We start from the raw sequence: 26,673 nt of genomic DNA, 5'->3' as shown, positions 1-26,673 counted from the left end.
TCTAGTCAGTGAGGAAGCGCTAATGAGCTCAGGGAGTGGAGCGTCGAACCGCTGCTGTGGCCACTCCCATGATGACCAGTGCTACGCCACCCAGCCTGGTCAGATGGGGGAGAACCGAGGGGCGTGCGATCCGGCGGCGCAACTTGTCCGCCAGCAGAGCGTAGGCGAGTGTGTTGAGTGCGGCGAAGCTGACGAAGGTAGCGATGAGCAGGGCGAACTGCGGAGGCAGTGCCGTTTCTGGTGAGATAAATTGCGGCACGAAGGCAATGAAGAAGACGATGGATTTCGGGTTGAATGCGGTCACCATTGCCGAATGGGCGAATACCCTTGCGGGTGTGGTGGCAGGAGCTTCCGCCAACACGCCGAGAGCGCTGGAAGGGGCGCTGCGAAACAGCTTGATGCCAAGATAGGCAAGATAGATGGCCCCGATCCACTTGAGTATGGTGAACAGTGTCGCTGATGCAAGAACAAGGGCACCGAGCCCGGCCAGTGAGGCACTCATGGCGAGAAGATCCCCCAGGGCGACACCGGCCACTGTGGCCAGGGCGACTTGTCGCCCCTGGCTGATGGCATAGCTCAACACCAGCAGCACCGTAGGGCCGGGGATCAGCAGCAGAACGATGGAGGCCGTTGCGAAGGTGAGCCAGAGCTGGAAGTCCACGGGGCTGTCTCCGAATGAGAGCGTTATGCCAAGTCAGCCATATGGTTTTGCTGAGGTAAATATCTTTTCGCAGACGAAGAAGGTGGACAGGGTTGATGCGTCGTTGATTGAGAGGTGCAAGCAGATGATCGATATCTGCAAGAAATATTATTTGGGTCCAGAATGGATAGAAACAGGGGGGAAAAGAAGCGCCATGATTTATTGTGGCAGTCCCGGCAATGCTTGCCCGCTTCTTGTTTCTGGTCGAATGGCTGGCGGTCGTAGCCATCACCCCGTCGAGAGGAGCTATTTTCATGTCGCGCTTCAGGCCTGGATGCGTTCTGGTGACCTGATGTTGTGCAAATTGTTCATGCAAAGTGGAGAAAGGATGTATTCACTCAGTCTAGCTAAAGAGGTGAAGTCGAATTTCCAATAGTGAGGTCAGCTCATGAATGTTGAAACATTTCAGGATCTAATCGAGTGGACTCGCCTGCTCCATGCCCATCTGGCGCAATGCCTCAAGCACTGTTCCTCTCATCAGGAGGAAACTCGGGCCAAGTGGTTGCTGGAATACCTGTCGGATCATGAAAAGACCCTTGAGAAGACGGTAGCTGCTTTCGAGAGACAGGCTGATCCGAAAGCCTTGCATACCTGGGTCTACGACTATCTGTCACATACCCCTATTGCTCCCCACCAGAAATGCACCATGCCTTATGCCAAGATGAGCTTCGATGAGATTTGCGAGGAAATATTTTCGTTTCATGACCAGGTCATCCAGCTTTATCGTTATCTGGAAGGGCGTGCCGAGATCACTGAAGCACGAGACTTGGTTCGTGACCTCTTGCGACTGGAGGAACACGAGGCGAAGCGCCTGGCCTTTCAGTCGAATCTGACAAGAGACCTTTGACTGTCGGCAATATTAGCTGGAAGCCAAGCCTGGGATATCGGCAAAATATCCATGGAAAGACCCTGGAATCCAGGGGCTTTCTATCGCTATGTTCTAATGTCAATTGGTGCTCCCCATGGCATTGACCAAGTGGGTGACAAGCGAAGGCCATGCTTTTACCACAGCACGAGTGGAAATATGGAGGCTGTGGCGATCGCCAGAGAAAAGTGACTCATTCCACTATGACTGTCTGAGGCCATTCCCTTGGCAAGATAATCATCAAAGAACGCCGACACAGACGAGTAGCAGGCAAAGAAGATCGCTATAGTGCAGGCGGTCACCACGCTTGAAAGTGAGAAACCGAGAACGCCCCACAACAGCAAGAGAGCACATATCACGACCAGCATCCTGGCCAGCAGATGCCGTACATTGTGGTCGTATTCACGCTCATGGACCTCTATCCAGCTGCACAGCCATGAGAGCTCTTCCGATTCCACGACGTGGTCAATACCTTGCATTGTCGCCACCATGGTGTTGACTCCTCTTCTTGGGTAGCACTGACAGATCCCTTGTATAGCACTGTGACATGGCAATGATATGGCTCAAGACTTAAGAAGCGCTTACGGTCTTCCCCATTTCTGTGATTAAAGATCCGATCCAGATTAGTAACAGGAAAGCTCGCCGGGCATCAGGCTTGGATAAGGACTATCAGCGGCATCTAAAATAGGTATCGACAATACGATCCATCGGGGCAGGGTAGCAGGGACAACAAGCATGCAAACAAGCAATGGCGGCCCCCCCCTGAGCCAGGTCCCGACTGGGGTCTGGGTGCTCGGCTTCGTCAGTATGCTGATGGACATTTCGTCTGAGATGGTTCATAGCCTGTTACCAATGTTCATGGTCACGACGCTAGGGGCGAGCGCCTTAGTGGTTGGCTTGGTTGAAGGGCTGGCTGAATCCACCGCGCTGATCGTCAAGGTTTTCTCCGGTGTGCTGAGCGACTATCTGGGCAAGCGCAAGGGGCTCACCGTGTTCGGCTATGCCCTGGGGGCACTGACCAAGCCGCTGTTTGCCATGGCACCGACCGCCGGCATCGTATTGACTGCTAGGCTGCTCGATCGTGTCGGAAAGGGTGTTCGGGGGGCTCCGCGTGATGCCTTGCTGGCTGACCTGACGCCAGCACACATTCGGGGGGCAGCGTTTGGTCTGCGCCAGTCGCTCGACACTGTCGGTGCTTTTCTTGGGCCATTGCTGGCCGTCGGCCTGATGCTGTTGTGGGCCAACGATTTCCGTGCTGTCTTCTGGATCGCGGTCATTCCTGGGTTGGCGAGTGTCGCATTGCTCATCTTTGGCTTGCACGAGCCAGTACACGTCTCGTCCGACAAGCGCACGAACCCGGTTCGGCGCGAGAACCTGCGTCGTCTCACGACGCCCTATTGGTGGGTCGTTGGCATTGGTGCGGTATTTGCGCTGGCCCGCTTCAGTGAAGCCTTTCTGGTCCTGCGCGCTCAGCAGAGTGGTGTACCCATCGCACTGGTGCCGTTGGTAATGGTGGCGATGAGCCTCGTCTACGCGCTGTCGGCGTATCCGTTCGGCGAACTTTCCGACCGCGTCAGTCATCGCAGCTTGCTGGCACTAGGCTTGGTTGTGCTGATTGTGGCCGACCTGGTACTTGCAGTGGATGACCATTGGAGTGTCATCCTTGCGGGCGTTGCGCTGTGGGGCGTGCATATGGGCATCACCCAGGGGCTACTGGCAAGAATGGTGGCTGATACCGCACCCGCCGACCTGCGTGGCACGGCTTACGGCTTCTTCAACCTGGTCAGCGGCATCGCTATGCTGTTTGCCAGTGTGATTGCTGGCTTCCTGTGGGACCAGCTTGGAGCCTCCGTCACCTTCTACGCAGGAGCCGGCTTTTGTATTGTTGCCCTGATCTGCCTGGCCTGGAATCCCGTGCGACAGCCCCGAACTTGGTCATAAGAGCTTAGTTAAAAGAGCTAAGTCATAAGAGCTGAGTCATAAGAACCTGATCATGAGAGCTTAGTCATGAGAGCTTATTCATGACATGAGAGCTTAAGTCATAAATAGGGCTGGGCTCTGTATGGTTTCCCTCGAAAGTCGCTTCAACACTGACGTATGTCGAAAGCCACGCTGCGAATCAATGCTGTTGCCAGAGTGCCCTCTGCGAGCCCCATCTCATCGTGTGACTTGCGTGTCAGGCGAGCGCGTAACCGCTGATTACCTGCTGCAAGCAGGATTTCTACCGCAGCGGGGTTGTCAGGCAAGGTCCCGATTCGTTCAATCATCACATCAAGTTGATTGCGATAGCTGGTGCCCTGGGGAGCCGATAGTGCCAGTGCCACGTCACGGGCGGGTATTCGGACTCTGAGCCGGGTACCTGGTGAAGCATCAAGGCGGGGAACGACCAGTTCCTGTCCATCATCGAGAGTCAGGTGTGTCAGCCCATACTCCTGATCATGCCTGCTCACCTGCGTTTCTAGTACCGAGGCGGCGTCGAAACCTCCGAGCTGGGACGTCAGGTCAATACGGTTCAGCACCCGGTCCAGGGAGTCGCTGGCGATGACGCTGCCGTTTTCGATCAGTACCAGGTGGTCGGCGATGGCACTGATTTCCTTGGGATCGTGGCTGATATAGACAATGGGAATTTCGAGTTCGCCAGTCAGCGAGAGAATGTAGCGCAGTAGCTCTTGCTTGCGTGAGCCGTCCAGCCCTGTCAAAGGCTCATCCATCAGCAGAAGGTCTGGGTCGGTCAATAGCGCACGGCCGATGGAGACACGCCGGGCCTCTCCGCCGGAAAGCATGCCTGGCAGCCGGTCGAGCAGTGAGCCGATACCCAGTAGTTCGACGATATCACTGAAGCGTGAGCGTGCTGAGGCAGGCATGCCATAAGTGAGATTGCCCTGCACACGATAATGCGGAAATAGCCGGGCTTCCTGAAAGACCACACCGATGTGCCTGCGCTGGGGGGGAAGGAAAACATTCCGCCGGGTATCCACCAACAGGCGCTCGCCGATGCGGATGCTGCCGTCGTCAGGACGATCAAGCCCGGCAATGAGACGCAGCAGGCTAGTCTTGCCGCTGCCAGAAACACCGAACAGCGCGCTGACGCCATGGGCGGGCAACGATAGCTTGGCATTCAGTGAGAAGCTGTCCAGACGTTTTCGGACATCGAGCTGCAGGCCTGTGGCGGGTTTCTTCAGGCGATCCTGATGGGTCTCCAGGGCGATATGCATGGGCTTGTCCTCAGCTGTCCCGCTCGCGCAAGCGGTGCTTTGCGTGGCGAGCCAACCACTCCGAAGCCAATAGCGACAGCATGGCAATGACGATGGCCAGGACGCACAGGCGAGCGGCGGCGGCTTCCTTTCCTGGTGTCTGGATCAGGGAGTAGAGCGCCAGGGGCAGGTTGCGGGTTTCGCCAGGTATGTTGGAGGCAAAGGTGATGGTGGCCCCGAACTCGGACAAGGCTCGCGCAAAGGCGAGCAGGGAGCCAGTCAATAGACCGGGGATAGAGAGTGGCAACGTGATGGTGAAGAAGATACGCCAGCGGCTGGCGCCCAAGGTGCTGGCAGCAGCTTCCAGCTTGGGGTCGACTGCCTCCAGGGACAGGCGAACGGCTCGCACCAGCAGGGGGAATGCCATGACACCACTGGCCATGGCGGCACCTTGCCAAGTGAAGGGCAGGGAGACACCGAACCACTGGTAAAGCCACTGTCCTGCCACGCCCTGACGACCCAGAGAGATCAGCAGCAGGTAGCCGACCACCACGGGAGGCAGCACCAATGGCAAGTGCACGATGCCGTCGAGCAGTGCCTTGCCACGAAACTCATGACGCGCCAGTAGCCAGGAGATGGCAATGCCGGGAGGCAGGATCCAGCCCACGGCACTGATGCCGATCTTCAGGCTAAGCAGAATGGCGTCCCACTCGGCTGAAGTAAGCAAGCCAGAGCGTCTCTACTCGTTGCCAGAGGCAGGCATGAAGCCATGGGTGGTGAAGATATCCTGGGCTTGCTGGCCTTCAAGCCAGGCACGGAAAGCCTCGGCATCATCGTTCTCGCTGGCGCCGACCTGGGCGATTGGATAAACGATGGGCTCGTGACTCTCCAGAGGAAACAGGCCCAGCGTGCGCACTCCGTCGCTGGCTTCAGCATCGGTCTGATAGACGATACCCACGGGAGTTTCTCCACGCTCGACTAGCGCAAGCGCGCCACGCACATCGTTGGCACGGGCCAGGCGCGGCTCCATTGCCTGCCATTCGCCCAACGACTCCAGCGCTTGTTGGGCATAGATACCTGCCGGAACATGGCTGGGATCACCGACGGCAAGGCGGTCATCGGCTCCGATCAGGTCTTTGATGGAGCCATCCTTGCCGGGAATGAAGTGGGTGACGTCACTGGCGGCCGGGGCGATGAGAGCGAGGCGATTCTGCAGCAGGTTGGCACGCTCCTGAAGGTCGACATCCTGTTCTTCCAGCCAGTCCATCCACTTGAGATTGGCGGAAATGAACAGGTCGGAAGGAGCCCCACTGGCGATCTGCCGTGCCAGTGTGGAGGAGGAGGCATAGATCGGCACGATGGAGACCTCCTGATGGTTCGCTGTATAGATCTCGATAGCATCATCCATGGCATCGGTCAGAGAGGCGGCCGCTAAAACATGCAGGGTTGCTGCTTGAGCCAACGAAGCGGTGGCCAGCGAGGAGATCGCCAGCAAGGCCAACAGGGACTGGCGAGCGGACAGCAGGAACTCCGGTCTATGGCCGAGCATGGCGACTCCGTTATGTACGATTGGAAATAACGGAGACTATATTAGGGATGAGACCGCTTGCCAAGCATGAGCGGGTGCAGCTTCTTTCAAGACCGAATCTAATCCCCGGAGGGCGGGAGATCCTGGGGAAGTAGCGCCATCAGGGCTTGGGCATGGCGGGAAGTGCCGGGTTCAAGGTCACGCTGCAGGGCGCGATAGTGGTCGAGCACCTCTCGCCCCAGCGGAGTGACCTGGGCACCGCCTCCCTGGCTGCCACCAGCGGTGGTAGCAATCAGTGGTGAAGGAAAATATCGGTTCATGGTGTCGATGAGCTGCCACGCTTTCTTGTAGCTCATGCCCAGATCGCGGCTTGCAGCAGAGATTGACCCGCACGCATCGATGCGTTCCAGCAGGTCGGCCTTGCCCGGACCGAGAACAACATCTCTATCGATCACCAGGCGGAGCTGGAAACAGGGTTGGTCATGGCGGGTACGCGTCATGTGGGTTCCACTGGGCAGAGTATTTCACGCCATGGTAGCGGGCACCGCGACAGGGGGGAATGTTCATCCTGTCGCTCAACGGCCCCTGCATCGGCTCAGTGAGGCGTGCATAGTTGCTTGCGCCAGCGGCTTTCCAGGGTTTCAACCTCTGCCGGGCCATACAGTGCTGCGGCCTCGCCGCGATACCAGGCCCACAGTTGATCGCCGAAGTCATAGTGCCACCATTCGCTGGGCAGGTTGGTAAACCCTGCTGTCAGCATGACATGGTGCAGCAGGCGTCGATTCTTGTGTGCCAGGCGCTGACGCTCATCCTGGGGCGCATGCCGTTCAAAGTGGTCGGTATGGGATGCTGTGATTGCCTCGTCGAACCCCGTACCCATTTCCAGCAGGCGTCCTTCCTGATCGCACAGCGTGACATCCACAGCACCTCCGGTTAAATGCGGGCTGGGGGCCTGCGGGTCGCGGCTGGGGAGTGACACGAACTCACGCGTATGGGTGAGCAGTGCTGCCTCGTCATATTCGGGATGCTGAGTGCCGATGGCTTCGAACAGCGTCTCGAACAGGTATTGCTGTACCCGCCAGGGACGCCAGGCATCCAGCACCACCAGAGATACTCCGGCGGGCAATGAGTGCGCTGCCATCAACAGGCGCCGATGTACTTCGGGGCGAACATAGCATTCCGGAATAGCTCCCGGGATACCCAGCTTGGCATAGGCGGGGTAAACACGAATCGGCAGCGGTGTCAGGCTCATGGGAATCAGGGCCGAGTCATCGCCCTGTATCGGCAGAGCAGAGACTTCGTCCCATACCGGATCGGGACGAGCAGGTATTGCAGAGTTAGCAGATGTCATCGTGACTCATCCCAGAAAGGTTGGCAGCCACAGTGTCAGGCCAGGAAACAGGATCAATAGGCACAGCACCAGCAAGGCCACCAGCACGAAAGGCCAGATGGTACGGAACAGGGAAGTGATATCCAGGCGACTGACCGCTGCCGCCACGAAGACACAGGCCCCCATGGGGGGAGTGATCAGTGCAATGGTGATATTCAGCGTGATGATCACGCCCAGGTGCACAGGGTCAACACCGGCAGCCATGGCCACGGGCATGAAGATAGGGGTCAGCAGCATCAGCGCCGAGACTTCCTCCATGAACATGCCTGTCACGAAGGTGATCGCGCTCAACAGCAGCAGAATCAGCACCGGGCTATCGACATAGGGAGTCAGGATACTGACGAATTGCATCGGCACCTGGGCCGAGGAAAGCAGCCAACTGACAATGCTCGACACGGCCATGATCACGAAAATCGCAGAGGTCAGCTTGGCGGTTTCGCGTAGTGCTTTCCAGATCTGTTCCATACGCAGTGGGCCAAGCCATAGCCCGCAGGCAATCACGTAGGCCACGATAAGTGCCCCGGACTCCGTGGGTGTCACGAACCCGAGCACGATGCCCGAGACAATGATGAAAGGGGCTACCAGGGCCGGCATGGCGCCACGGACCGCTCCCATCACTTCGCGCCATGTCGGTTTGCGGGTGCGCACAGGAAGCTGATGACGGTGCGCATACCAGGCGTTCATCAGCATGAAGGCGATGCCCAGAAGAACCCCGGGGACCACGCCTGCCAGAAACAGCTTGCCCACTGAGGTATTGGTCAACGAGGCATACAGGATCATGAATATGCTCGGTGGGATGATCGGGCCGATCAGCGAGCTTCCGGCCGTCAACCCCGCCGCAAAGGATGTCGAGTAGCCCTCCTTGCGCATGGACGGCACCAGTAGTGAGCCCAACGCGGAGGTGTCCGCCACCGCCGAACCGTTCACGCCAGCAAAGAACACGCTGGACACCACATTGACGTGTCCCATGCCGCCGCGCAGATGGCCGACAAGCAAGCGTGCCAGGCGCATCAGTCGTTCCGTCAATCCACTGGCATTCATCAGGTTGCCTGCCAGGATGAACAGTGGAATCGCCATCAATGAAAAGACATTGATGCCACCAAAGAACTGCTGTGGCCCCAGGCGAGCCAGCATTGAGGGGTCGACAAATGCAAAGCCCACCACCGCCGTGGTCAGCAGCGACAGGAACAGCGGCAGCCCCAGAAGCACGTGCACCACGAATACCGCCAGCATTGCCCAGATCATGACGCGGCTTCCTCCAGCTCATTGCGCAGTGGGTGGGGGCCATAGCAGAGTGTCTGTACGAACAGGAGTGAAAACCCGATAGGTAGCGTCATAAGGGGGATGCTGCGTGAAATGCCCAATCCCAGAGTGGAGAACATCGTCGTGGATTGGGCATAGCGATAGCTCAGCCAGGCCGCACCACCACTCAATACCAGAGTCAGCAACCACTGGTAGACAACCAAGCATCGCGCCCAGAAACCCGGCAGCACGCGTTCCAGCAGAGATACGCGCATATGCCCGCCTTCCACCCACACGGCTCCCAGCGCAAACATCACGCTGGCAATGATGAGAAAGCGAGAGAGTTCATCCATCCAGATCGGTGATCCACCCAGCAGGTAGCGCATCACCACGCCATAGAGAATGATCAACACGGTCGCGGCCAGCAGCAGGACGGCCACCGAAATCGACAGCCCGCGCAGCGTTCGCAGCACTTGGCTGCGGCACGCCATCAGAGAAGACTTCATGACATCTCACCTGAGTGAAGAGAAGAGGCGGTAGCCAACCAGGCGCTACCGCTGAAAGCGCATGTGAGTTACCTCGCACACCATCGCGATGACACGCGATACAGGCTTATTCCAAGGGCTGTCCAGCATCCTTGAAGGCTGTCTTGATCAGTTCATGGTCCATGCCCTGTTCCTCTTCCAGCCACTTGAGATAGGCTGGCTGGCCTTTGGCACGAAATGCTTCCATGTCCTCGGCGCTGGGGCGGATAACTTCCATGCCCTGTTCCTGCAGGTATGCGATGCGTTCGTCTACCTTGTTTTCATTCTCGACCCGCGCCATCTGGTTGGCCTGCTCTACGGCATCCAGCAGGGCTTGGCGGTTCTCGTCGCTGAGACTTTCCAGCAACTGACCATTGGCGATCAGGAACTGGTCGGAATACTGAATGTTGGCCAGCGTCAGGTATTTTTGCACTTCGGACAGGCTGCCCAGGATGACGTACATGGGCGGGTTCATCTGGCCATCGGCAACCCCGGTTTTCAGTGCCATATAGACTTCTGTCCAGGGAATCGGCGTACCTGAGGCACCGAAGGCTTCATACAGAGCTACCTGGCTGGGGTCCATGGCCCGGAATCGAAGGCCATCGAAATCGTCAGGGCCATGAATGGGACGCTTGTTGTTGGTGAAGGCAAGAAATCCCCCTTCTTCGACGACTGAAAGAATTTCCGACCCTTGGCTACGTTCACGGAAATCATCCTGGACCTGCTGCCAGTACTGGCCCTCATCAAAGAAGCTCCGCGCGGTAGCAAAATCCTCGAACAGGAAAGGGGTGGCGCTGACATATATCTCCGGGACAATCGGCGCCATGCCGGCAAAGGATGCAATGTTCAGGGACGGTGAACTTATCACCTGCTCCATCCTCTCCTGCTCTTCACCCAGCATGCTGTTGGGGTACAGCTTGATCTCCAGATCGCCTTGGGTCTTTTCCTCAACCAGTTTCTTCAGGTTGTCGGCAAAGACATGAACGGCATTCTTGTCGGGGTCCGGCGCTCCGTTGTAGCTGAGGTTGATCGTTTGCGCCCAGGCCTGGGAAAGTGCTGAAGTGCCAAGGCACACCGCCAGGGAAGCCCCCATCAAAACACGCCGGGAAAGTATGCTGTACATCTGTTGACTCCTTGTTGTTATGGGATGACACCTTGCAAGATGTGCTTCGCACTGCGCACTTTTCCAATCTATTGGTACAGGCGTTGACTATTCAACCTGCGAGGCGTTGCGTTTCCGTCCACACCTTGCATTCAGTACCCTGGGAGCATCTGCGCTGAAGAAGCGCAATCCCTGGCGCAGATGATCCAGGCATGCCCTGACGCTTACTGTCAGTTCTCGTCCGCGCCGGGTAACGATCTGTGCCCGGGCACCAGCCAGTACTGCCGGTTGCATGGGCAGAAGGCAGATATCGCCCTGGCGAAGCTCTTCCTGCACGGTCAGTTCCGGCATGAATGTCACCCCGATTCCGGAACGTACAAAATTCTTGAGCACGGAAACCGAATTGGTCCGCAGGCGTGGCATTAGATGCACATGCTCGGCCCGGGCGGCGATATCCACCATCTGACGCATGCCGGTACAGGCATCAATCAGCGCCAGTGGCCAGCGCGTCACCTCTGCCAGCGTCAAGGGTTGCTGCCGAGAAACCAGCGCGTGGTTGGCAGGAACAATCAAATCCAGGGGTTGGCGGGTTTCGACATGGCAATGCAGCAGAGGGTCTTCCGGAGGAGCGTAAAGCAGAGCCAGGTCCACTTCGAAATCCTTGACCAGCGTCATCGCTTCATTGACTCCTGCCATATGGACTTCTATATCAATGCCTCGGTGCTGGGCCATGAAGCTCTGCAGTGGTGCCGAGATAAGGTCGGCAATGAAGCCTTCACCCACCGCAATGCGAACCTCTCCTCGTCGCAAGCCCTGCAGTTCGCTCACGCGCGACAGCGTTGCATCTTCCGCTGCCTGTTGCTGATGATAGTGATCAATCAGCAGGTAGCCTGCCTCTGTGGCCCGCATGCCGTTTTCATGGCGCTCACACAAGGGGCTACCAACATCCTCTTCGAGATGACGGATCTGTCGGCTGATCGCCGAGGGATCCACATTAAGATAGGCGGATGCGCGCCGAATCGAACCGCGTCGCACGACCTCGTACAGATAACCCAAAGCCTTGTGGTTTAGCATTTTTATGAGACTTGTTATCGAATATCCCAAGCGCCGGGGCAGCGTTGGCCAAGGGTTCATTCTTGATCGCGGGCATGGCCTTGTCCATGCTGGGTAGCCGGATGGTGCGAACGGTCGATTGTCGTTCAGGAGCTAAACAGCAGCGCTCCTGCTGTTTTCTCGATGGCGGTCATACACCGGCTCGAGCGGTGCAGGATATGCCATGCAAGGCCCGCACGGCATATCGCGTTCATGCTGCTGTAAAGCCCTGGCCTGGTGATATTCAGCCGGGAATACGGGCAATGACCTTGATCTCGAAGTCGAATCCCGCCAGCCAGTTGACGCCGATTGCCGTCCAATTCGGATAAGGCGCTTCCGGGAAGACTTCGCTCTTGACGGCCATGATCGTGTCGAACTGATGCTCAGGGTCGGTATGGAAGGTGGTCACATCGACGATATCGTCAAGCCCGCATCCACCTGCTTGCAGGGTTGCCTCGAGATTAGTGAATGCCAGGCGTACCTGGGCCTCGAAGTCCGGCTCGGGAGAGCCATCGCTGCGGCTGCCGACTTGACCGGATACGAACAGGAGGTCGCCTGATTTGATTGCTGCAGAATAGGCGTGTGATGTGTAAAGGGCATGTCGATCGGCGGGGAAAACGGCGTCGCGTTGTGTCATGAGTCTCTCCTTCAATGGGTTGATGACGACTCGGGGGCCGTGGTCATGAAACCTTATGTGCCTACGCCTGGTGGATAAACGCCCATGAACGACAAACACTGTTTGTCATATCCAAACAATGGCGAGGCCCTGAAAAGGAAATGGACCGCTTCAACGCAATGCAGGCATTCGCGCGCGTGGTGGAGACAGGCAGCTTTACCAAGGCGGCCGAGTCGCTTCATATGAACAAGGCCAGCGTGTCGCAGCTCGTCCAGAGCCTTGAAACACGACTGCGTGTAAAGCTGCTCAATCGCACTACGCGAAAGGTCAACGTGACGGCCGACGGAGCCGCTTACTATGATCGCGTCGTGAAACTGCTGGAGGACATGGACGATGCCGAAACCAGCCTGTCGAGTGCTTCAGCATTGCCCAGGGGGCGATTGCGAGTGGACGTTCCCAGCCCTCTGGCGCGCATGATCCTGATACCAGCCTTGCCCGCGTTCTACGCTCAATATCCTGACATTCAACTCGACATGGGCGTAAGTGATCGCAAGGTGGACCTGATTGGTGAAGGCGTGGACTGTGTCGTGCGCGGAGGAGAGCTGACCGACCTGTCTCTGGTCGCGCGCCGCGTGGGTGAGTTGCAACTTGGGGTGTACGCAGCGCCGAGTTACCTGGAGAGCGCAGGCTTACCATCACACCCCAAGGAACTTGCACTCGACCACCAACGTATCGTGGGCTTCATATGGGCTCACGCCGGCAAGGCTCCTCCCTTCGCGATGCATCGCAACGGTGAAAGCTTCAAGGTACATGGTCGCTATGTCATCGCTGTCGACGATGGCAACGCTTATCTGGCGGCAGGACTGGCGGGTCTCGGAGTATTGTGGCTCCCTCACTACATGGCCACGGAGCACCTGGCACGCGGCGAGTTGGTGCGCCTGTTCGATGATTGGCATCTCGACCCGATGCCGATGTACATAGCATTTCCACCGAACCGGCACGTCAGCGCCAAATTGCGAGTGTTCATCGACTGGGTCGCAGGCCTGATGGCAAGTACGCGCCTGTGACCCAAAAGACGCGAGAGCGCTAGCACTCGTCCCTGTAGTTTGAAACGAAAGAAGCTTGAAACGAAAGGGGACTGAAACGAAAGAAGCCACCCGGTCAAGGTGGCTTCAGTCGGATATTGGTGGAGGCGGCGGGGATCGAACCCGCGTCCGCCGACACTCGCCCATCGGCTCTACATGCTTAGTTCCGTTATTTGATTTAACACTCTGGACTCCAACGGGCAGGATTCCAGCGTGCGATTTCTCTAAAGTTTAACGTTTGGCGCGAGAACAGAACCAAACGCGATCCCGGCTATACGAGCTCATGTCCCATCGGCAACGACCAGGCGCGATGCTTCTGGGTAGGACGGGCAGGGGTTTAAGCTGCCAGAGCGCCCTGAGCGTAGTTTTCGTCGTTTGCGACTATTTAATCGTGATGTTGGATTTACGAGATACATCACGCTCTCGGCATGCACCTAAGGGGTTGCCATCAGCGTCGAAGCCATGTCGCCCCCAATAACGCTCGCTCAGTATATCAGACAGGCCATGACAAGCGCCATAGCCTGTATCGATGCCGTGTCATGCACGGTTCTGGTCACGCATGACACGGCCTTTCTGGCGCTGCCAGTCGCGATCTTTCTCGGTGGCTCGCTTGTCATGCTGCTTCTTGCCCGTCACGAGAGCCAGCTCGCACTTCACCAGCGGGCCCTTCCAGTACAGCTTGAGCGGCACACAGGTGTGCCCCTTGTCCTGGGTGCGCGAGAAGATCTTGGCGATCTCCTTGCGATGCAGCAGAAGCTTGCGAGTACGTGTCGGGTCGGCCAGCTCATGGGTGCTGGCGGTGTTGAGCGGTGTAATGTGGCTGCCCAGCAGCCAGGCCTCACCGTTCTTGACCAGAATATAGGTATCGGTCAACTGGGCCTTGCCGGCACGCAGACTTTTGACCTCCCACCCGGACAAGGCAACACCGGCTTCGAATACCTCATCGATGTGGTACTCGAAACGTGCCTTCTTGTTCTGGGCAATGACGTTACTGCTGGGACCCTTTCCCTTTTTGTTGGCCATGGAACCTCTTGGTGTACAAACCCTGTGTAGGCCTTGATAAGCACCTGCCATGATGTGGAAGGTACCTCGGTATGGCACAGATGCCCCGGCCGGCCTCGTGGGAGCGGCATTCCGTTGGCTTGTCCCGGGACGGCGGCCGGTTGCCTGGAAGCAGTGCTGCTCCAGCGCTCACTTCGATATGGGGCGAAGCATGGTACCATTCAAGGCTGAAATAACCGCTCATGATACGCCTTGGGCCCCTTGAAGTCAGCGGAGAGGTCAATGCCAACGGTCAATCGTTCCGCCATGGTGCGGCACACCCCCAAGCAGATGTTCGATTTGGTCAATGATTTCGAGCGTTATCCGGAGTTCTTGCCAGGATGCTGTCGAGCACGGCTGCTGGAACGGGACGAGTCACATCTGATAGGAGAAATGACGCTTGGGCGAGCTGGTCTCGAGCAGACCATTGCCACGCGCAACCGGCTGTTCGAGCCGGAGCGCATCGAGCTGAACCTGGTCAAGGGACCATTCAAGAAGCTCACCGGACGTTGGAAGTTCATTGCCATGGGCGAGAGCGTGTGCAAGGTGAGCCTGGAAATGGACTTCGAGTTCTCCAGCCGCTTGTTGGGCATGGCCTTTGGCAAGGTCTTCCAACAGATTGCCGGTCAGCAGGTTGATGCCTTCACCCGTCGGGCAGATCAGATTTATGGCAACTGATACCGGTGTTGCACCCGAGGGAGTAGGTAAGATCCATGTGGAAGTTGCCTTTGCCTTGCCGCATGAGCAGCGCATCGTGAGTCTGGAGGTGGAGCCAGGCACCACTGCCAGGCAGGCCGTGCTGCAGGCAACGTTGGATGCGCTTTTCCCTGGAGTGCCTGATGACACCTTTCGCGAGGCGGCACTCGGCATTTTCGGGACAGCACTACGCGATCCCGAGCACCATGAGCTGCGCGCAGGGGATCGCGTAGAAGTTTACCGCCCGTTGATCATCGACCCCAAGGTAGCCAGGGCCGAACGGGCGGCGAAAGGTGCCAAACGCTGAAAAGTGCTGCTTCAGCGAGGAGGCGCGCGGTTGATGATCGGCTCGATGTCGTTGGGGTTGGGGTCGCCCTCTCCGCCACCGCTAGTCGGGCCGATACCGCCTTCATGGCGCTTGCTGGTCGGCGAGATGGAAAAATCGCCTTCGCGCTCGATATTGGTCAACTGGTCACCAGAGAAGGTCAGCGTCAGACGACGCTCCTTGACGTCTCCATAGGCCTCATCCAGACGATAGACATAGTCCCACTGGGAAGAGCTGAAAGGCGCTTCAGCCAGTGGAGAGCCCATGACATCAACGACATCCTGACGACTCATGCCAACTTGCAACTGGTCGACCATGCTGGTGGTCACCAGGTTGCCCTGGGTGAGATCGCGCTTGTAAACGCTGAAATAAGTACAGCCGCTGGACAGAGCCAGGGCCAGTGAAAGGGTGACAATTCCGGTCAACTTTTGCATTTGCGCCTGTTCTTCACTATCGTGGGTTCGGTCGATCATACCCGACCCTACCTGATACTGCGAAGAGCAACCATGGCCGACAAGAACCATGAACTGCGCAAGGCCGGACTGAAAGTCACCTTGCCACGCGTCAAGATCCTGCAGATTCTCGAATCTGCTACCGATCAACATCACCTGAGCGCAGAGGATGTCTACAAGACATTGCTTGAAGCTGGTGAGGATGTGGGGTTGGCCACGGTTTATCGTGTGCTGACTCAATTCGAGTCTGCTGGACTGGTGGTTCGGCATAACTTTGATGGCGGTCACGCTGTCTTCGAGCTGTCTCATGAAGAACACCATGATCATATGGTGTGTCTGGAGAGCGGTGAGATCATCGAATTCTTCGACGAGACCATCGAGCGTCGCCAGCAAGAGATCGCTGAAGAGCACGGCTATGAGCTGGTCGATCATGCTCTGGTGCTGTATGTCCGTCCTCGAGGTTCCAAGGCGACCCGCCAGGAAAGCATCAAGAAATAAATCGCTTCAACGAGCGTTTTATCAGCTATCTCGGCTGTAACGAGAGAGCCCTGGCCATCACGGTCCAGGGCTCTCTTTGCTTTTTGTTTGGCTGTTTCGTGTCGAACTGTTTTGTACTGAACTGCTTTGTACCGAACTGATTTGTACCGAGGCGTTGAGAGGTCCTAGTGCCGAGTGGTTTTAGTGCTGGATGATCTCAGTGCTGAGCGCCCTGGCTGGCATTCAGCATCTCCCTGGCATGTGCCAGGGTCTGGTCGGAGAGCGTCACGCCCCCCAGCATTCGGGCCAGCTCGCCGACACGGCCGGCTTCGTCGAGCAGCGCCATGCGTGACAAGGCGGTGTCATCTTCTGTCTGTTTCTGAATATGAAGGTGATGGTGCGCCTGGGCAGCCACCTGGGGCAGGTGGGTGACGGTCAGGACCTGGCCGCCATGGCCCAGGCGGCGCAGCAATTGACCGACAATCTCGGCAGTGGCGCCAGAGATGCCGACATCCACTTCGTCGAATACCAGGCTGGGAATGGTGGAATGCTGGGCGGCAATGACCTGAATCGCGAGGCTGATACGCGACAGTTCGCCGCCTGAGGCCACTTTGGCCAGGGGGCGTGGTGGCTGGCCGGGGTTGGCGGCGATCAGGAAGCGAACCTGATCCATGCCATCCGGGGCGGCGGTTTCCCTGCGACAGACTTCTACCTCGAAGCGCGCCTTGCCCATGGCCAGAAAAGCGAGTTGTTGCTGGACTTCCGTGCCGAAGCGCTTGGCAGCGTGCTGGCGTGAGAGGCTGACTTTCTCGGCCAGCTCCCGCCAGTGAGCTTTCAGGGTGTCGGCTTCCTGGCTGAGCTCCTCAAGGTCGTCATCGCTGCCTTCCAGGCCAGCCAGTTCCTGGCTGAGCCGTTGGTGCAGTGCGGGAATCTCTTCAGGGCTGAGATGATGCTTGCGGGCGATGCGATGTGTCTCGCTCAGGCGCTGCTCTACCCAGGCCAGGCGTTCCGGGTCGAGTTCGACATTGGCCACCAACTGGCCCAACTCTCTCCCGGCTTCTTCCAACTGGATGCTGGCATCACCGAGCATGGCAATGGCGTTTGCCAGTGAACCCTTGTCACTGCCGGGCAAGGCCGACAGGCGCTGCATTGCCTGGCGGAGCATGGGCAGGGCACCACCTTCTTCACTGTCACAGCAGTTCAGTGCGAACTGGGACTCTGTCAGGCGCATCTCGGCATGGGCCAGGTTCTGCTGCTCTTCTTCCAGGCTCGCCAGCTCATCATCACCCAGAGCCAGCTGTTCCAGCTCGTCAACCTGATAACGAAGCAGCTGGCGCCGGGCCCGCAGCTCGTCTCCATCCTCGGACAGGCGCTTGAGCTTGCGGCGCGTGGCCTGCCACTGGCGGTATAGCTCTGCCAGCTCCATGACGCTTGAACGATGCCCCGCCAGATCATCGAGCAGGCGTAGATGTGTTTCTTCGCGAAGCAAGGCCTGGTGGGCATGCTGGCCATGGATTTCGATCAGGTTTTCACCCAGAGACTTGAGGTCGGCAATCGTGACTGGCTGGCCATTGATCCACGCCTTGGAGCGGCCGCTTTTGGTCACGACTCGGCGTAGCAGGCAGTCTTCGCTGGGGAGTTCGCGATTCTCCAGCCATTCCCGGGCGGCGGGCAGCGCGTTGATATCGAAGCGTGCCGAGAGATCGGCGCGGGATTGGCCATGACGCACATTGCCGGCATCGGAGCGCTCTCCAAGGCACAGGCCGAGGGCGCCGAGCAGAATGGACTTGCCTGCTCCGGTTTCCCCCGTGATGGCCGTCATTCCGCCATCCAGTTCCAGTTCGAGATGATCGACGATAGCAAAGTCACGAATGGCAAGCTCGGTCAGCATACGGGCCTCCTGAAACCGCCGGGGTATGGAAAGCAGGCTGAGTGGCGGCGAGATCGGTGACGGAAGTGTTGTGATGAACGTTCTGTCGTGGCGAAATCTAGTGCGGCGAGTGCCCTACTGTGACAAGAACGTGCTTTTTACTCCAAAAATACTGTGTATTCATCCACTATCATGGCTGTTTATACAGTAGTCCGGCCGGTGACTCAACACACGTCGATATTTTTCTCGCTCGCTTTCATGGCTAAAGGGCTTGAGATTGCAGCAGGCATCCCCATATCCCTCCTCAACCATCGGTCGAACCATCGACCCAGTTTGGAAAGCGGTGCTTGTTTGCCGCCATATGTCGTTTTTCAGGAGGCTCAGATGGCCAAAGATCCCCATACCCAGCAGGAAGAAGAGCTCGCCAACTCGACCCAGGCCGCCGAGGTAGAGGGTGAAGACACTCCTGCGACACAGGGCGAGGAGGTAGTGGCTGAGCAGGAAGCTGGTCATGAAGCCCTGGTTGAGGATGAAGGTATCGTGGAAGATCCCGAAATGCTGATGGCCACTCGCGTGGAAGAGTTAGAACAGGACCTGGCCGAAGCCAAGGATCAATTGCTGCGCACTGCTGCGGAGGCCCAGAATGTGCGTCGCCGTGCAGAGGCTGAAGCCGAAAAGGCCCGCAAGTTCGCCCTGGAGAAGTTCATCAAGGAAATGCTGCCGGTCGTCGACAGTCTGGAGAAAGCACTGGAGTCCATGGGGTCGGACGCCGCAGAGGTCCATCGTGAAGGCGTTTCGATGACGCTGAAGATGCAGCTTGATGTGCTGGGCAAGTTCGGCGTCGAAGTGCTGGAGCCACAGGGCGAGCCTTTTGATCCTCAGTTGCACGAAGCCATGGCGATGGTGCCGAACCCTGCGGTCGATCCCAACACGGTGATCGATGTGATGCAAAAGGGTTATGTGCTCAATGGGCGCCTGGTGCGTCCGGCGATGGTCGTGGTCAGCCAGACAGCCGGCTGATCAATGCAAGTGAGGTTTATGGATGCGTCGATAAAAGACGTATCGGGGCCTTGAAAGCGTCGACAATGGTCCCCAAATAGTCGGTAACGCTAAATAGAGAAACGGCAGATCGGCATTTACGAATAAATGACTGGACAGCGTTTCTCCAAGGCCCGGGCTCCTGTTTCAAGTATCAGGGCCCCTGTTTCAAGACAGTCGCTTAAGTCATCAACTTAAGACATCAGATTCGCAAGACATTGAATTCGAGGATTTCCTATGGGACGCATCATCGGTATTGACCTTGGTACCACCAACTCCTGTGTGGCTGTGCTCGACGGCGACAGCGCGAAGGTAATCGAGAACGCCGAAGGCGGACGTACCACGCCTTCCATCATTGCCTACACCGACGACGGAGAAACACTTGTCGGACAGGCGGCCAAGCGCCAGGCAGTGACGAATCCGGAGAACACCCTTTACGCCATCAAGCGCCTGATCGGCCGTCGCTTCAAGGACGATGTCGTCCAGAAGGACATCAAGATGGTGCCTTATGCCATCGCCGAAGCCGACAACGGTGACGCCTGGGTTGAGGTCAAGGGCAAGAAGCTGGCTCCGCCTCAGGTCAGTGCCGAAGTGCTGAAGAAAATGAAGAAGACCGCCGAAGACTATCTCGGCGAGAAGGTCACTGAAGCGGTCATCACCGTGCCGGCCTACTTCAACGACAGCCAGCGTCAGGCGACCAAGGATGCCGGTCGTATTGCCGGTCTCGAGGTCAAGCGCATCATCAACGAGCCGACCGCGGCTGCCCTGGCCTACGGCATGGACAAGTCTCGTGGAGACAAGACCATCGCGGTGTATGACCTGGGTGGTGGTACCTTCGATATCTCCATCATCGAAGTGGCCGACGTCGACGGCGAGACTCAGTTCGAGGTGCTGGCGACCAACGGTGACACCTTCCTCGGTGGTGAGGACTTCGACCTCAAGCTGATCAACTATCTGGTTGACCAGTTCAAGGCCGACAGTGGTATCGATCTGTCCGGCGACAATCTGGCCATGCAGCGCCTGAAGGAAGCTGCAGAGAAGGCCAAGATCGAGCTGTCCAGCGCTCAGCAGACCGATGTCAACCTGCCGTACATCACGGCTGACAACACTGGCCCGAAGCACCTGAATGTCAAGGTCACTCGTGCCAAGCTCGAGTCTCTGGTCGAAGACCTGGTCGCGCGTTCACTGAACCCGTGCAAGACCGCACTGGCTGATGCTGGACTTTCCGCCTCCGAGATCGATGATGTGATCCTGGTGGGTGGTCAGACCCGTATGCCGATGGTGCAGGCCAAGGCCGCCGAGTTCTTCGGCAAGGAAGCACGCAAGGACGTCAACCCGGACGAAGCCGTGGCCGTGGGTGCGGCTATCCAGGGTGGTGTACTGGGTGGCGACGTCAAGGACGTGCTGCTGCTCGACGTGACGCCGCTGACCCTGGGTATCGAAACTCTGGGTGGCGTGATGACGCCGCTGATCGAGAAGAACACCACCATTCCGACCAAGAAGACTCAGGTGTTCTCTACTGCCGACGACAACCAGACTGCCGTGACCATCCATGTGTTGCAGGGTGAGCGCAAGCAGTCCAGCGGTAACAAGTCGCTGGGTCGTTTCGATCTCTCCGACATTCCGCCGGCACCACGTGGTGTGCCGCAGATCGAAGTGGCTTTCGATCTGGATGCCAACGGTATCCTCAATGTGTCCGCCAAGGACAAGGCTACCGGCAAGGAGCAGTCCATCGTCATCAAGGCCTCCAGCGGCCTGTCCGATGATGAGATCGATCAGATGGTGCGTGATGCCGAAGCGCATGCTGACGAGGACAAGAAGTTCGAGGAGCTGGTACAGCTGCGCAACCAGGCCGATGGCATGATCCATGCTTCCCGCAAGACGCTGGAAGACGCCGCTGACAAGATCAGCGACGAAGAGAAGCAGTCTGTCGAGAGCGCCATCAGCGAGCTTGAAGAAGCCCTCAAGGGGGATGACAAGGATGCTATCGAGGCCAAGCTCAATGCTCTGACCGAGGCATCCGGCGCGGTGGCCCAGAAGCTGTATGCAGAGCAGGCGGAAGCCGCTCAGCAGGCCGAGGGTGCCGAGGAAGCTGGTGCCAACGCCAAGAAGGAAGATGACGTGGTCGACGCTGAGTACGAAGAAGTCAATGACGACCAGAAAAAGCAGTAAACCACGACATCGGAATCTCGGATGACACCAGCGCGGGGGCCTGACTCCCGCGTTGGTGTTCCTGAGAGTCGTGACGGAGGCGGACAGCCCCCTTGTCCAGGGGAACTGCCGATTTATGTCGCGAACGTAGCAATGAATCAACGCAGCAATAAATCAGCGTTTCCCAAGCGAGACGACTAATGTCAAAGCGAGATTACTACGAGGTGCTGGGCGTCGAGCGCAGTGCCGATACTAAAGACATCAAGAAGGCCTATCGCCGTCTTGCACAGAAATATCACCCTGATCGCAACAATGGCGATGAGAGTGCGGCGGAAAAGTTTCGCGAAGTCTCTGAAGCCTATGAAGTCCTGACGGACAGCCAGAAACGTGCGGCTTATGACCAGTTCGGTCATGCCGGTGTGGATGGCCAGGGGGCGGGAGGCTTTGGCGGCGCAGGCGCTGGTGGTTTCAGTGACATCTTCGGCGATGTATTCGGCGATATCTTCGGTGGTGGAGGTGGTCGGCGCAATCCGAATGCTCCCCAGCGTGGCAGCGACCTGCGCTACAACCTGGAGCTGGACCTGGAAAGCGCCGTGGCGGGTGCCAGTGTCGACATTCGTGTGCCGCGCCATATCGAATGTGACCGTTGTGATGGCAGTGGTGCCGAACCGGGATCCACCAAGGAGACCTGTCCGACCTGTCAGGGGCATGGCCAGGTGCGCATGCAGCAGGGCTTTTTTGCCGTGCAGCAGACCTGTCCGACCTGTCATGGTTCTGGTCAGCACATCAAGGTGCCGTGCCACAAGTGTCATGGTGATGGCCGCGTGCGTGAAACCCGCACCCTGTCGGTGAAGATTCCGGCTGGTGTGGATACCGGTGATCGTATTCGCCTCAATGGCGAAGGCGAGATGGGTGTCAACGGTGGTCCGCCCGGTGATCTCTATGTTCAGGTTGCCATCAAGCCCCACCATATCTTCGAACGGGATGGGCGCCACCTGCAGTGTGAAGTGCCGATCAACTTCGTTGATGCTGCCCTGGGTGGAGAGCTGGAAGTGCCGACTCTGGATGGCCGGGTCAAGCTCAAGATTCCGCCCGAGACCCAGACAGGCAAGCTGTTCCGCTTGCGTGGCAAGGGCGTTAAACCGGTTCGTGGTGGCCCCGCGGGTGACCTGTTGTGCCGTGTAGTGGTGGAGACCCCGGTCAAGCTCAGTGAAGAGCAGAAGGACCTGTTGCGCCAGTTCCAGGACAGCCTGGGCGATAGCAATAACCAGCACTCACCGAAGAAATCGAGCTTCTTTGATGGCGTGAAGAAGTTCTTCGAGGACATGAAGTCTTAAGGATGCTCTGAAAGCGTCTTCGACGCCTGGATGGCATGCCTCCTCCTGGCCATCGTTGTTATTCCAGAGCTTCGTTTATCCGTGAGGGATAAACGAGGCTCTGGGGCAGCGGTGGCCAGCCTGTTTTCCTAATACCCACCAAGGAATGGTCCCGTGACAGATGCTATGGATCGTGCCGGTCTGGGCATCATGCTCCGAGTGCTGTCGGGCATGCTGTTCACTGGCATGCTGGTCTGCGTGAAGCTGCTTAGTGACACTGTCCCGCTGGGGCAGATCGTGTTCTTTCGCTCACTGTTCGCCCTGATACCGATTGTGGTTTTCCTTGCCTGGCGCAAGGAGTTTCCTGCGGGTCTGGCGACGCGTCGACCGTTGGGGCATGTGCTGCGTTCTGGCCTGGGGGCGGCAGCCATGTTTGCCTCCTTTGCGGCCGTGGCCAGGTTGCCGGTGGCAGAGACGACACTGTTGGCTCAGTTGAGCCCGGTCATCATGGCCCTGGGCGGCGTGGTCCTGCTGGGTGAGCGGCTGAGCCTGCACCGTGTTGCTGCCTTGGGGCTGGCGTTGACGGGTGTGCTGGTGCTGGTGCTGCCTGGCCTTGGTGATGGTACTGGCCAGGCGTCCGGCTATGTACTGGGGGTGGTGTCGGCAGTACTCACTGCGGGTGCTTTGCTGACCGTGCGGCGTATTTCGCGTACCGAAACGGCAGGCGCCATTGCTTTTTACTTCGTGTTGACCTCGGCTCTTGCCGGCCTGGCGACGTTACCTTTGGGCTGGCCTTCCGTGACGACCGAGCAACTGCTGCTGCTGGTATTGGCGGGGTTGTTTGGTGGGGCTGCCCATATCGCCATGACGCTGGCATTACGCTTTGCCGAGGCTTCTCGACTGGCCCCGTTTGAGTACATTGCGTTGATCTGGCCTGTGCTGGTTGATCTGCTGCTGTTTGGCCTGCCCCTGTCAACGGGTTTTGTGTTGGCATTGCCCCTGATTGTTGCTGGTGCAGTGCTTGCCGCCCTTGAAGGGCGTCGTTTCAGACGGCCGACTCGACAATAAGCTGTGGCTGCCCTCGCGAGCAGCTCTCGATACGAGCAATGACCTGGTAGACATCACGCAGCATCTCGGTGGTGACAACCTGTGTCGTAGGTCCGCAAGCAACGAAGTTGCCATTGGCAATGACCAGAGCCTGATCAGTGAAGCGTAGAGCGTGGCCAAGGTCGTGAATAGCGACGATGATCAGCATTTGGCGCTCCTGGGCCAAGCGTTGCAGGATCGATAGCAAATCGATCTGGCGATGCAGGTCCAGAGCCGAAGTGGGCTCATCCAGCAGCAGGATCTCGGGGTCCTGTACCAGTGCCTGGGCTGCGCCGACCATCTGCCGTTGACCGCCGCTGAGGTCGCCGATATCACGCTGACTTAGCGCAAGAATGCCAAGCTCACGCAGGGCTTGTTCAACGGCATCGAGGTCATCCTGCTGCACTTTCAGGCTGCGGCCCTGCATACGGGCCAGCAGGACGCTTTCGTAGACTGTCAGGACTGCACTGACACCAGTGTCCTGGGGCATGTACGCCACCGGGCGATGGGAGGTCGTGCCGGATATTTCCACCTTTCCATCACCCTTGAGCAGCCCGAGAATGCGCCGGAACAGCGTCGATTTTCCGGCCGCATTGGGACCCAGCAGAGCCACTACCTGGCCGCCCTTCAGTGTCGGGGTGGTGATCCCTGAAAGTATCTGCTTGCGGCCATAACTGGCGCCGACCTGATGGAGTCTGAGCGTTACCATGATGCTTTCTTGCGCCCGAGGATGAGGAACAGGAAGAAAGGGATGCCTACCAGCGAGGTGATGATACCGATGGGAATGACGGTGCCGGGGAGAATCACCTTCGACAGGACAGAGCCGATCGATAGAATCAGCGCGCCACATAGTGCTGAACCAGGCAGGAAGAAACGCTGATCCTCGCCGACCAGCATGCGAGCGATATGTGGGCCAACCAGCCCGATGAAGCCGATGGTGCCGACAAAGGCAACCGCTATCGCGGCCAGTAGTGATACCAATACCAGAACTTCGAGCCGCAAGGCACGAGGCTTGACGCCAAGGCTCTCGGCCTTGCTATCCCCCAGGCGCATGGCAGTCAGTGCCCAGCCATGCCTTGCCAGCAGCGGGACGACCACGCAGAGTACGGCGAGTGACATCCACAACTTTGGCCAGGTAGCCTTGGTCAGGCTACCCATGGTCCAGAACACTACAGCCGCGACAGCCTGTTGACTGGCAAAGAACTGGATCAGGGCCATCAGCGAGTTGAAGATGAACACCATGGCGATGCCCAGCAATATGATGGTCTCGATGGTGACGCCACGCCGCATGCTCAGAGCATGGATCAGGAAGGAAGTCAGCATGGCCATCAGAAAGGCATTTAGCGGGATCACGTAATCGATGGCAGCAGGCACTAACGCGACACCAAAGGCCAGTCCCAGGGCAGCGCCGAAGCCGGCGCCTGCGGAGATACCCAGGGTAAAAGGGCTGGCCAGAGGGTTGCTGAGGATGGTCTGCATCTGCGCGCCAGCGATGGAAAGACTGGCTCCCACGACCAGAGCCATCAGTGCCACCGGCATGCGGATTTCCCACAATACGACCCGTACCTGATCACTTACCGAGTCCGGAGCCAGCAGAGCGGTAAACACTTCGCCAAGGCTGTAGCGCGCCGGGCCCAGGGCCAAGTCGACACAGAGGCTGAAGACCAGAGCTATCAACAGCCCCGCGAGTATCAGCTGGCGACGCCATACCAGGGCGCGGTAGAAATCTCGCTCCCTGGTGAGCGTCGAGGTTGAGGGGCTGCTTTCAGTCATCCAGTGACACCCAATAACCAGGTTCGTAATCGACAGGGAGGAAGCGATCATGCAGTTCTTGCATGGTGGCGTCCGGATCGAGGTCGGCAAACAGTTCTGGGTGGAACCAGCGTGCCAGTTGTTGAACAGCCACGAAATAGTAGGGGCTGTTGTAGAACTGGTGCCAGATGGCATGCACATTGCCATCCTTCACGGCATCGATGCCGGTCATGGCCGTGCGCTCGGTAAGAGCCTCCAGTTTGCGGCGAGCCTCGACAGGGTCCGCTCCTGGCCCTACGCCCACCCAGTTGCCTCCCGGAACATAGGCGTCCCAGCTCCCGCCGGTCACTACCACCTGTTGAGGGTTGGAGGAGATGATCTGCTCGGGATTCAGGGTGCCGAAGGTCGAAGGGATGATGTCGCGAGCGATATTGCTGCCACCGGCCAGCTCGACATAGTCGCCGAAGTTGCCAGGGCCAAAGCTCATGCAGCAGTCATCGGAGTAACCCCCTGCACGGTCGATGAAAACCTTGGGACGTTCCGGGTCGTGGGCGTTGATGACATCGGTGACCCTGGCCATCTGTGCTTCAGAGAAGGCAATGAATTCCTCGGCGGCTTCCTGCTTGCCAAATAACTGGCCCATCAGACGCATCGAGGGGGTGGTATGGGCAATGGGGTCTTCACGAAAATCGACATAGACGATGGGAATGTCCAGTTCGGCCAGCTTGGCATCGTAGCCGGCATCTTCCGTGGCTGCGCGGGCTTCCAGATTCATCAGAATGACATCAGGTTGCAGGGCTGCCGCCTGCTCGACGTCAAAGGTGCCGTCCTTGAAGCCACCGAAGGTTGGCAGTTCCTTGAGCTCGGGAAACTTCTCGGCATAGCGGGCGTAGTTGTCCGGGTCTGCCTGAGAGAAGTCTTCACGCCATCCCACGACGTGGTCAAAGGGGGCTTCGGGCTGGAGAGCGCCCAAAAGGTAGATTTGCCGCCCTTCACCAAGAATGGCGCGTTCCACGGGCACATCAATGCTTACCTGCCGGCCTGCGACATCGGTGATGGTGGTCTGCTCAGCCAAAGCCATGCCGCTCAGGCAAAAAGCAGGGATCAAGGATACGATGCTTGGTATTAGGC

29 protein-coding genes and 1 other RNA gene are annotated in these 26,673 nt (G+C 58.1%); 11 read left to right on the top strand and 19 right to left on the bottom strand.

The features are described from left to right. Positions 1 to 28 precede the first annotated feature (28 nt). A complete protein-coding gene (locus E4T21_RS19260; RefSeq protein WP_149286571.1) occupies positions 29 to 661 on the bottom strand; it encodes a LysE family translocator in 633 nt (210 codons plus the stop codon). A 25-nt stretch (positions 662 to 686) separates the two neighbouring features. On the opposite strand from E4T21_RS19260, the gene E4T21_RS19255 reads away from it, so the two are divergent. Then, positions 687 to 1,076: a hypothetical protein gene (locus tag E4T21_RS19255; protein ID WP_149286570.1), complete on the top strand. Its 390-nt coding sequence runs from the start codon at positions 687 to 689 to the stop codon at positions 1,074 to 1,076. A gap of 12 nt (positions 1,077 to 1,088) precedes the next feature. Then, positions 1,089 to 1,547: an ATPase gene (locus tag E4T21_RS19250; RefSeq protein WP_149286569.1), complete on the top strand. Its 459-nt coding sequence runs from the start codon at positions 1,089 to 1,091 to the stop codon at positions 1,545 to 1,547. A 155-nt stretch (positions 1,548 to 1,702) separates the two neighbouring features. Here E4T21_RS19250 and E4T21_RS19245 read toward each other — a convergent pair whose 3' ends face one another. Continuing rightward, entirely contained in the window at positions 1,703 to 2,056 is a 354-nt protein-coding gene (locus tag E4T21_RS19245; protein WP_149286568.1) for a hypothetical protein, read from the bottom strand. Between the two features lie 244 nt (positions 2,057 to 2,300). On the opposite strand from E4T21_RS19245, the gene E4T21_RS19240 reads away from it, so the two are divergent. Next, positions 2,301 to 3,506, top strand: coding sequence for an MFS transporter (locus tag E4T21_RS19240; protein WP_149286567.1), 1,206 nt, complete (start codon positions 2,301 to 2,303; stop codon positions 3,504 to 3,506). Between the two features lie 143 nt (positions 3,507 to 3,649). On the opposite strand, the gene modC is transcribed toward E4T21_RS19240, so the two are convergent. The 10 genes from modC to E4T21_RS19190 form a co-directional block, all read right to left on the bottom strand. Next, the gene (gene modC, locus E4T21_RS19235) at positions 3,650 to 4,780 is read right to left on the bottom strand and encodes a molybdenum ABC transporter ATP-binding protein (protein ID WP_149286566.1); all 1,131 of its coding nucleotides are present in this window, start codon (positions 4,778 to 4,780) and stop codon (positions 3,650 to 3,652) included. A gap of 10 nt (positions 4,781 to 4,790) precedes the next feature. Then, positions 4,791 to 5,486 carry a molybdate ABC transporter permease subunit gene (gene modB / locus E4T21_RS19230; protein ID WP_149286565.1) on the bottom strand — a complete coding sequence of 232 codons (696 nt, stop codon included), beginning with the start codon at positions 5,484 to 5,486 and terminating at the stop codon, positions 4,791 to 4,793. A gap of 12 nt (positions 5,487 to 5,498) precedes the next feature. Further along, positions 5,499 to 6,308 carry a molybdate ABC transporter substrate-binding protein gene (gene modA, locus E4T21_RS19225; RefSeq protein ID WP_149286564.1) on the bottom strand — a complete coding sequence of 270 codons (810 nt, stop codon included), beginning with the start codon at positions 6,306 to 6,308 and terminating at the stop codon, positions 5,499 to 5,501. Positions 6,309 to 6,406: 98 nt separating this feature from the next. Beyond that, complete coding sequence (locus tag E4T21_RS19220) at positions 6,407 to 6,787, bottom strand: winged helix-turn-helix domain-containing protein (RefSeq protein WP_149286563.1); 381 nt, start codon at positions 6,785 to 6,787, stop codon at positions 6,407 to 6,409. A gap of 95 nt (positions 6,788 to 6,882) precedes the next feature. Continuing rightward, positions 6,883 to 7,638 (bottom strand): M15 family metallopeptidase, encoded by a 756-nt coding sequence (locus tag E4T21_RS19215; RefSeq protein WP_149286562.1) that lies wholly within the window; start codon positions 7,636 to 7,638, stop codon positions 6,883 to 6,885. A 6-nt stretch (positions 7,639 to 7,644) separates the two neighbouring features. After that, positions 7,645 to 8,922 (bottom strand): TRAP transporter large permease, encoded by a 1,278-nt coding sequence (locus E4T21_RS19210; RefSeq protein WP_149286561.1) that lies wholly within the window; start codon positions 8,920 to 8,922, stop codon positions 7,645 to 7,647. Continuing rightward, on the bottom strand, positions 8,919 to 9,425 hold the full coding sequence (locus E4T21_RS19205) for a TRAP transporter small permease (RefSeq protein WP_240349221.1): 507 nt from the start codon (positions 9,423 to 9,425) through the stop codon (positions 8,919 to 8,921). The genes E4T21_RS19210 and E4T21_RS19205 overlap by 4 nt, the downstream gene beginning before the upstream one ends. Positions 9,426 to 9,531: 106 nt before the next feature. After that, entirely contained in the window at positions 9,532 to 10,566 is a 1,035-nt protein-coding gene (locus E4T21_RS19200; protein WP_149286560.1) for a TRAP transporter substrate-binding protein, read from the bottom strand. 87 nt (positions 10,567 to 10,653) lie between these two features. Continuing rightward, positions 10,654 to 11,619: a LysR family transcriptional regulator gene (locus E4T21_RS19195; protein ID WP_149286559.1), complete on the bottom strand. Its 966-nt coding sequence runs from the start codon at positions 11,617 to 11,619 to the stop codon at positions 10,654 to 10,656. Between the two features lie 262 nt (positions 11,620 to 11,881). Then, positions 11,882 to 12,274, bottom strand: a complete 393-nt coding sequence (locus tag E4T21_RS19190; RefSeq protein ID WP_149286558.1) for a RidA family protein — start codon at positions 12,272 to 12,274, stop codon at positions 11,882 to 11,884. Positions 12,275 to 12,414: 140 nt separating this feature from the next. Here E4T21_RS19190 and E4T21_RS19185 point away from each other — a divergent pair, with 140 nt between their 5' ends. Next, positions 12,415 to 13,320, top strand: a complete 906-nt coding sequence (locus E4T21_RS19185; protein WP_149286557.1) for a LysR family transcriptional regulator — start codon at positions 12,415 to 12,417, stop codon at positions 13,318 to 13,320. 117 nt (positions 13,321 to 13,437) lie between these two features. Here the strand turns inward: E4T21_RS19185 and ssrA are convergent. Beyond that, positions 13,438 to 13,811, bottom strand: a transfer-messenger RNA (tmRNA) gene (gene ssrA / locus E4T21_RS19180). Positions 13,812 to 13,875: 64 nt separating this feature from the next. Continuing rightward, a complete protein-coding gene (gene smpB / locus E4T21_RS19175) occupies positions 13,876 to 14,361 on the bottom strand; it encodes an SsrA-binding protein SmpB (RefSeq protein WP_149286556.1) in 486 nt (161 codons plus the stop codon). Positions 14,362 to 14,622: 261 nt separating this feature from the next. Between smpB and E4T21_RS19170 the strand changes: the two genes are divergently transcribed. Together E4T21_RS19170 and E4T21_RS19165 are read left to right on the top strand one after the other, a co-directional pair. Continuing rightward, on the top strand, positions 14,623 to 15,057 hold the full coding sequence (locus E4T21_RS19170) for a type II toxin-antitoxin system RatA family toxin (RefSeq protein ID WP_149286555.1): 435 nt from the start codon (positions 14,623 to 14,625) through the stop codon (positions 15,055 to 15,057). After that, on the top strand, positions 15,047 to 15,382 hold the full coding sequence (locus tag E4T21_RS19165; protein WP_149286554.1) for an RnfH family protein: 336 nt from the start codon (positions 15,047 to 15,049) through the stop codon (positions 15,380 to 15,382). Before E4T21_RS19170 ends, E4T21_RS19165 begins: the two co-directional genes overlap by 11 nt. A gap of 11 nt (positions 15,383 to 15,393) precedes the next feature. Here E4T21_RS19165 and E4T21_RS19160 read toward each other — a convergent pair whose 3' ends face one another. Beyond that, positions 15,394 to 15,873, bottom strand: coding sequence for an outer membrane protein assembly factor BamE domain-containing protein (locus E4T21_RS19160; protein WP_149286553.1), 480 nt, complete (start codon positions 15,871 to 15,873; stop codon positions 15,394 to 15,396). A gap of 33 nt (positions 15,874 to 15,906) precedes the next feature. Between E4T21_RS19160 and fur the strand changes: the two genes are divergently transcribed. Beyond that, complete coding sequence (fur, locus tag E4T21_RS19155; protein WP_149286552.1) at positions 15,907 to 16,350, top strand: ferric iron uptake transcriptional regulator; 444 nt, start codon at positions 15,907 to 15,909, stop codon at positions 16,348 to 16,350. Positions 16,351 to 16,546: 196 nt separating this feature from the next. Here the strand turns inward: fur and recN are convergent, their stop codons facing one another. Further along, a complete protein-coding gene (gene recN / locus E4T21_RS19150; protein WP_149286551.1) occupies positions 16,547 to 18,220 on the bottom strand; it encodes a DNA repair protein RecN in 1,674 nt (557 codons plus the stop codon). A 363-nt stretch (positions 18,221 to 18,583) separates the two neighbouring features. Here recN and grpE point away from each other — a divergent pair, with 363 nt between their 5' ends. From grpE to E4T21_RS19130, 4 genes are all read left to right on the top strand, one after another. Continuing rightward, a complete protein-coding gene (gene grpE, locus E4T21_RS19145; protein WP_149286550.1) occupies positions 18,584 to 19,219 on the top strand; it encodes a nucleotide exchange factor GrpE in 636 nt (211 codons plus the stop codon). Positions 19,220 to 19,474: 255 nt separating this feature from the next. Next, the gene (dnaK, locus tag E4T21_RS19140) at positions 19,475 to 21,409 is read left to right on the top strand and encodes a molecular chaperone DnaK (protein ID WP_149286549.1); all 1,935 of its coding nucleotides are present in this window, start codon (positions 19,475 to 19,477) and stop codon (positions 21,407 to 21,409) included. 179 nt (positions 21,410 to 21,588) lie between these two features. Further along, positions 21,589 to 22,725: a molecular chaperone DnaJ gene (gene dnaJ, locus E4T21_RS19135; protein WP_149286548.1), complete on the top strand. Its 1,137-nt coding sequence runs from the start codon at positions 21,589 to 21,591 to the stop codon at positions 22,723 to 22,725. 165 nt (positions 22,726 to 22,890) lie between these two features. Next, positions 22,891 to 23,772, top strand: a complete 882-nt coding sequence (locus tag E4T21_RS19130) for a DMT family transporter (protein ID WP_149287328.1) — start codon at positions 22,891 to 22,893, stop codon at positions 23,770 to 23,772. Here E4T21_RS19130 and E4T21_RS19125 read toward each other — a convergent pair. Genes E4T21_RS19125 through E4T21_RS19115 form a run of 3 tightly spaced genes read right to left on the bottom strand, consistent with a single transcriptional unit; the run spans position 23,750 to position 26,623 of the window. Next, the gene (locus E4T21_RS19125) at positions 23,750 to 24,499 is read right to left on the bottom strand and encodes an ABC transporter ATP-binding protein (protein WP_149286547.1); all 750 of its coding nucleotides are present in this window, start codon (positions 24,497 to 24,499) and stop codon (positions 23,750 to 23,752) included. The two genes, E4T21_RS19130 and E4T21_RS19125, sit on opposite strands and share 23 nt — an antisense overlap. Further along, on the bottom strand, positions 24,493 to 25,563 hold the full coding sequence (locus tag E4T21_RS19120; RefSeq protein WP_149286546.1) for a FecCD family ABC transporter permease: 1,071 nt from the start codon (positions 25,561 to 25,563) through the stop codon (positions 24,493 to 24,495). Before E4T21_RS19120 ends, E4T21_RS19125 begins: the two co-directional genes overlap by 7 nt. Further along, on the bottom strand, positions 25,556 to 26,623 hold the full coding sequence (locus E4T21_RS19115; RefSeq protein ID WP_240349220.1) for an ABC transporter substrate-binding protein: 1,068 nt from the start codon (positions 26,621 to 26,623) through the stop codon (positions 25,556 to 25,558). The genes E4T21_RS19120 and E4T21_RS19115 overlap by 8 nt, the downstream gene beginning before the upstream one ends. Positions 26,624 to 26,673 lie beyond the last annotated feature (50 nt).

The sequence above is a fragment of the Halomonas binhaiensis genome (assembly GCF_008329985.2).
Classification (GTDB): Bacteria; Pseudomonadota; Gammaproteobacteria; order Pseudomonadales; family Halomonadaceae; genus Halomonas; species Halomonas binhaiensis.
The sequence above is the reverse complement of the archived record's forward strand: the minus strand, read 5'-3'. Positions and strand labels throughout refer to the sequence as shown.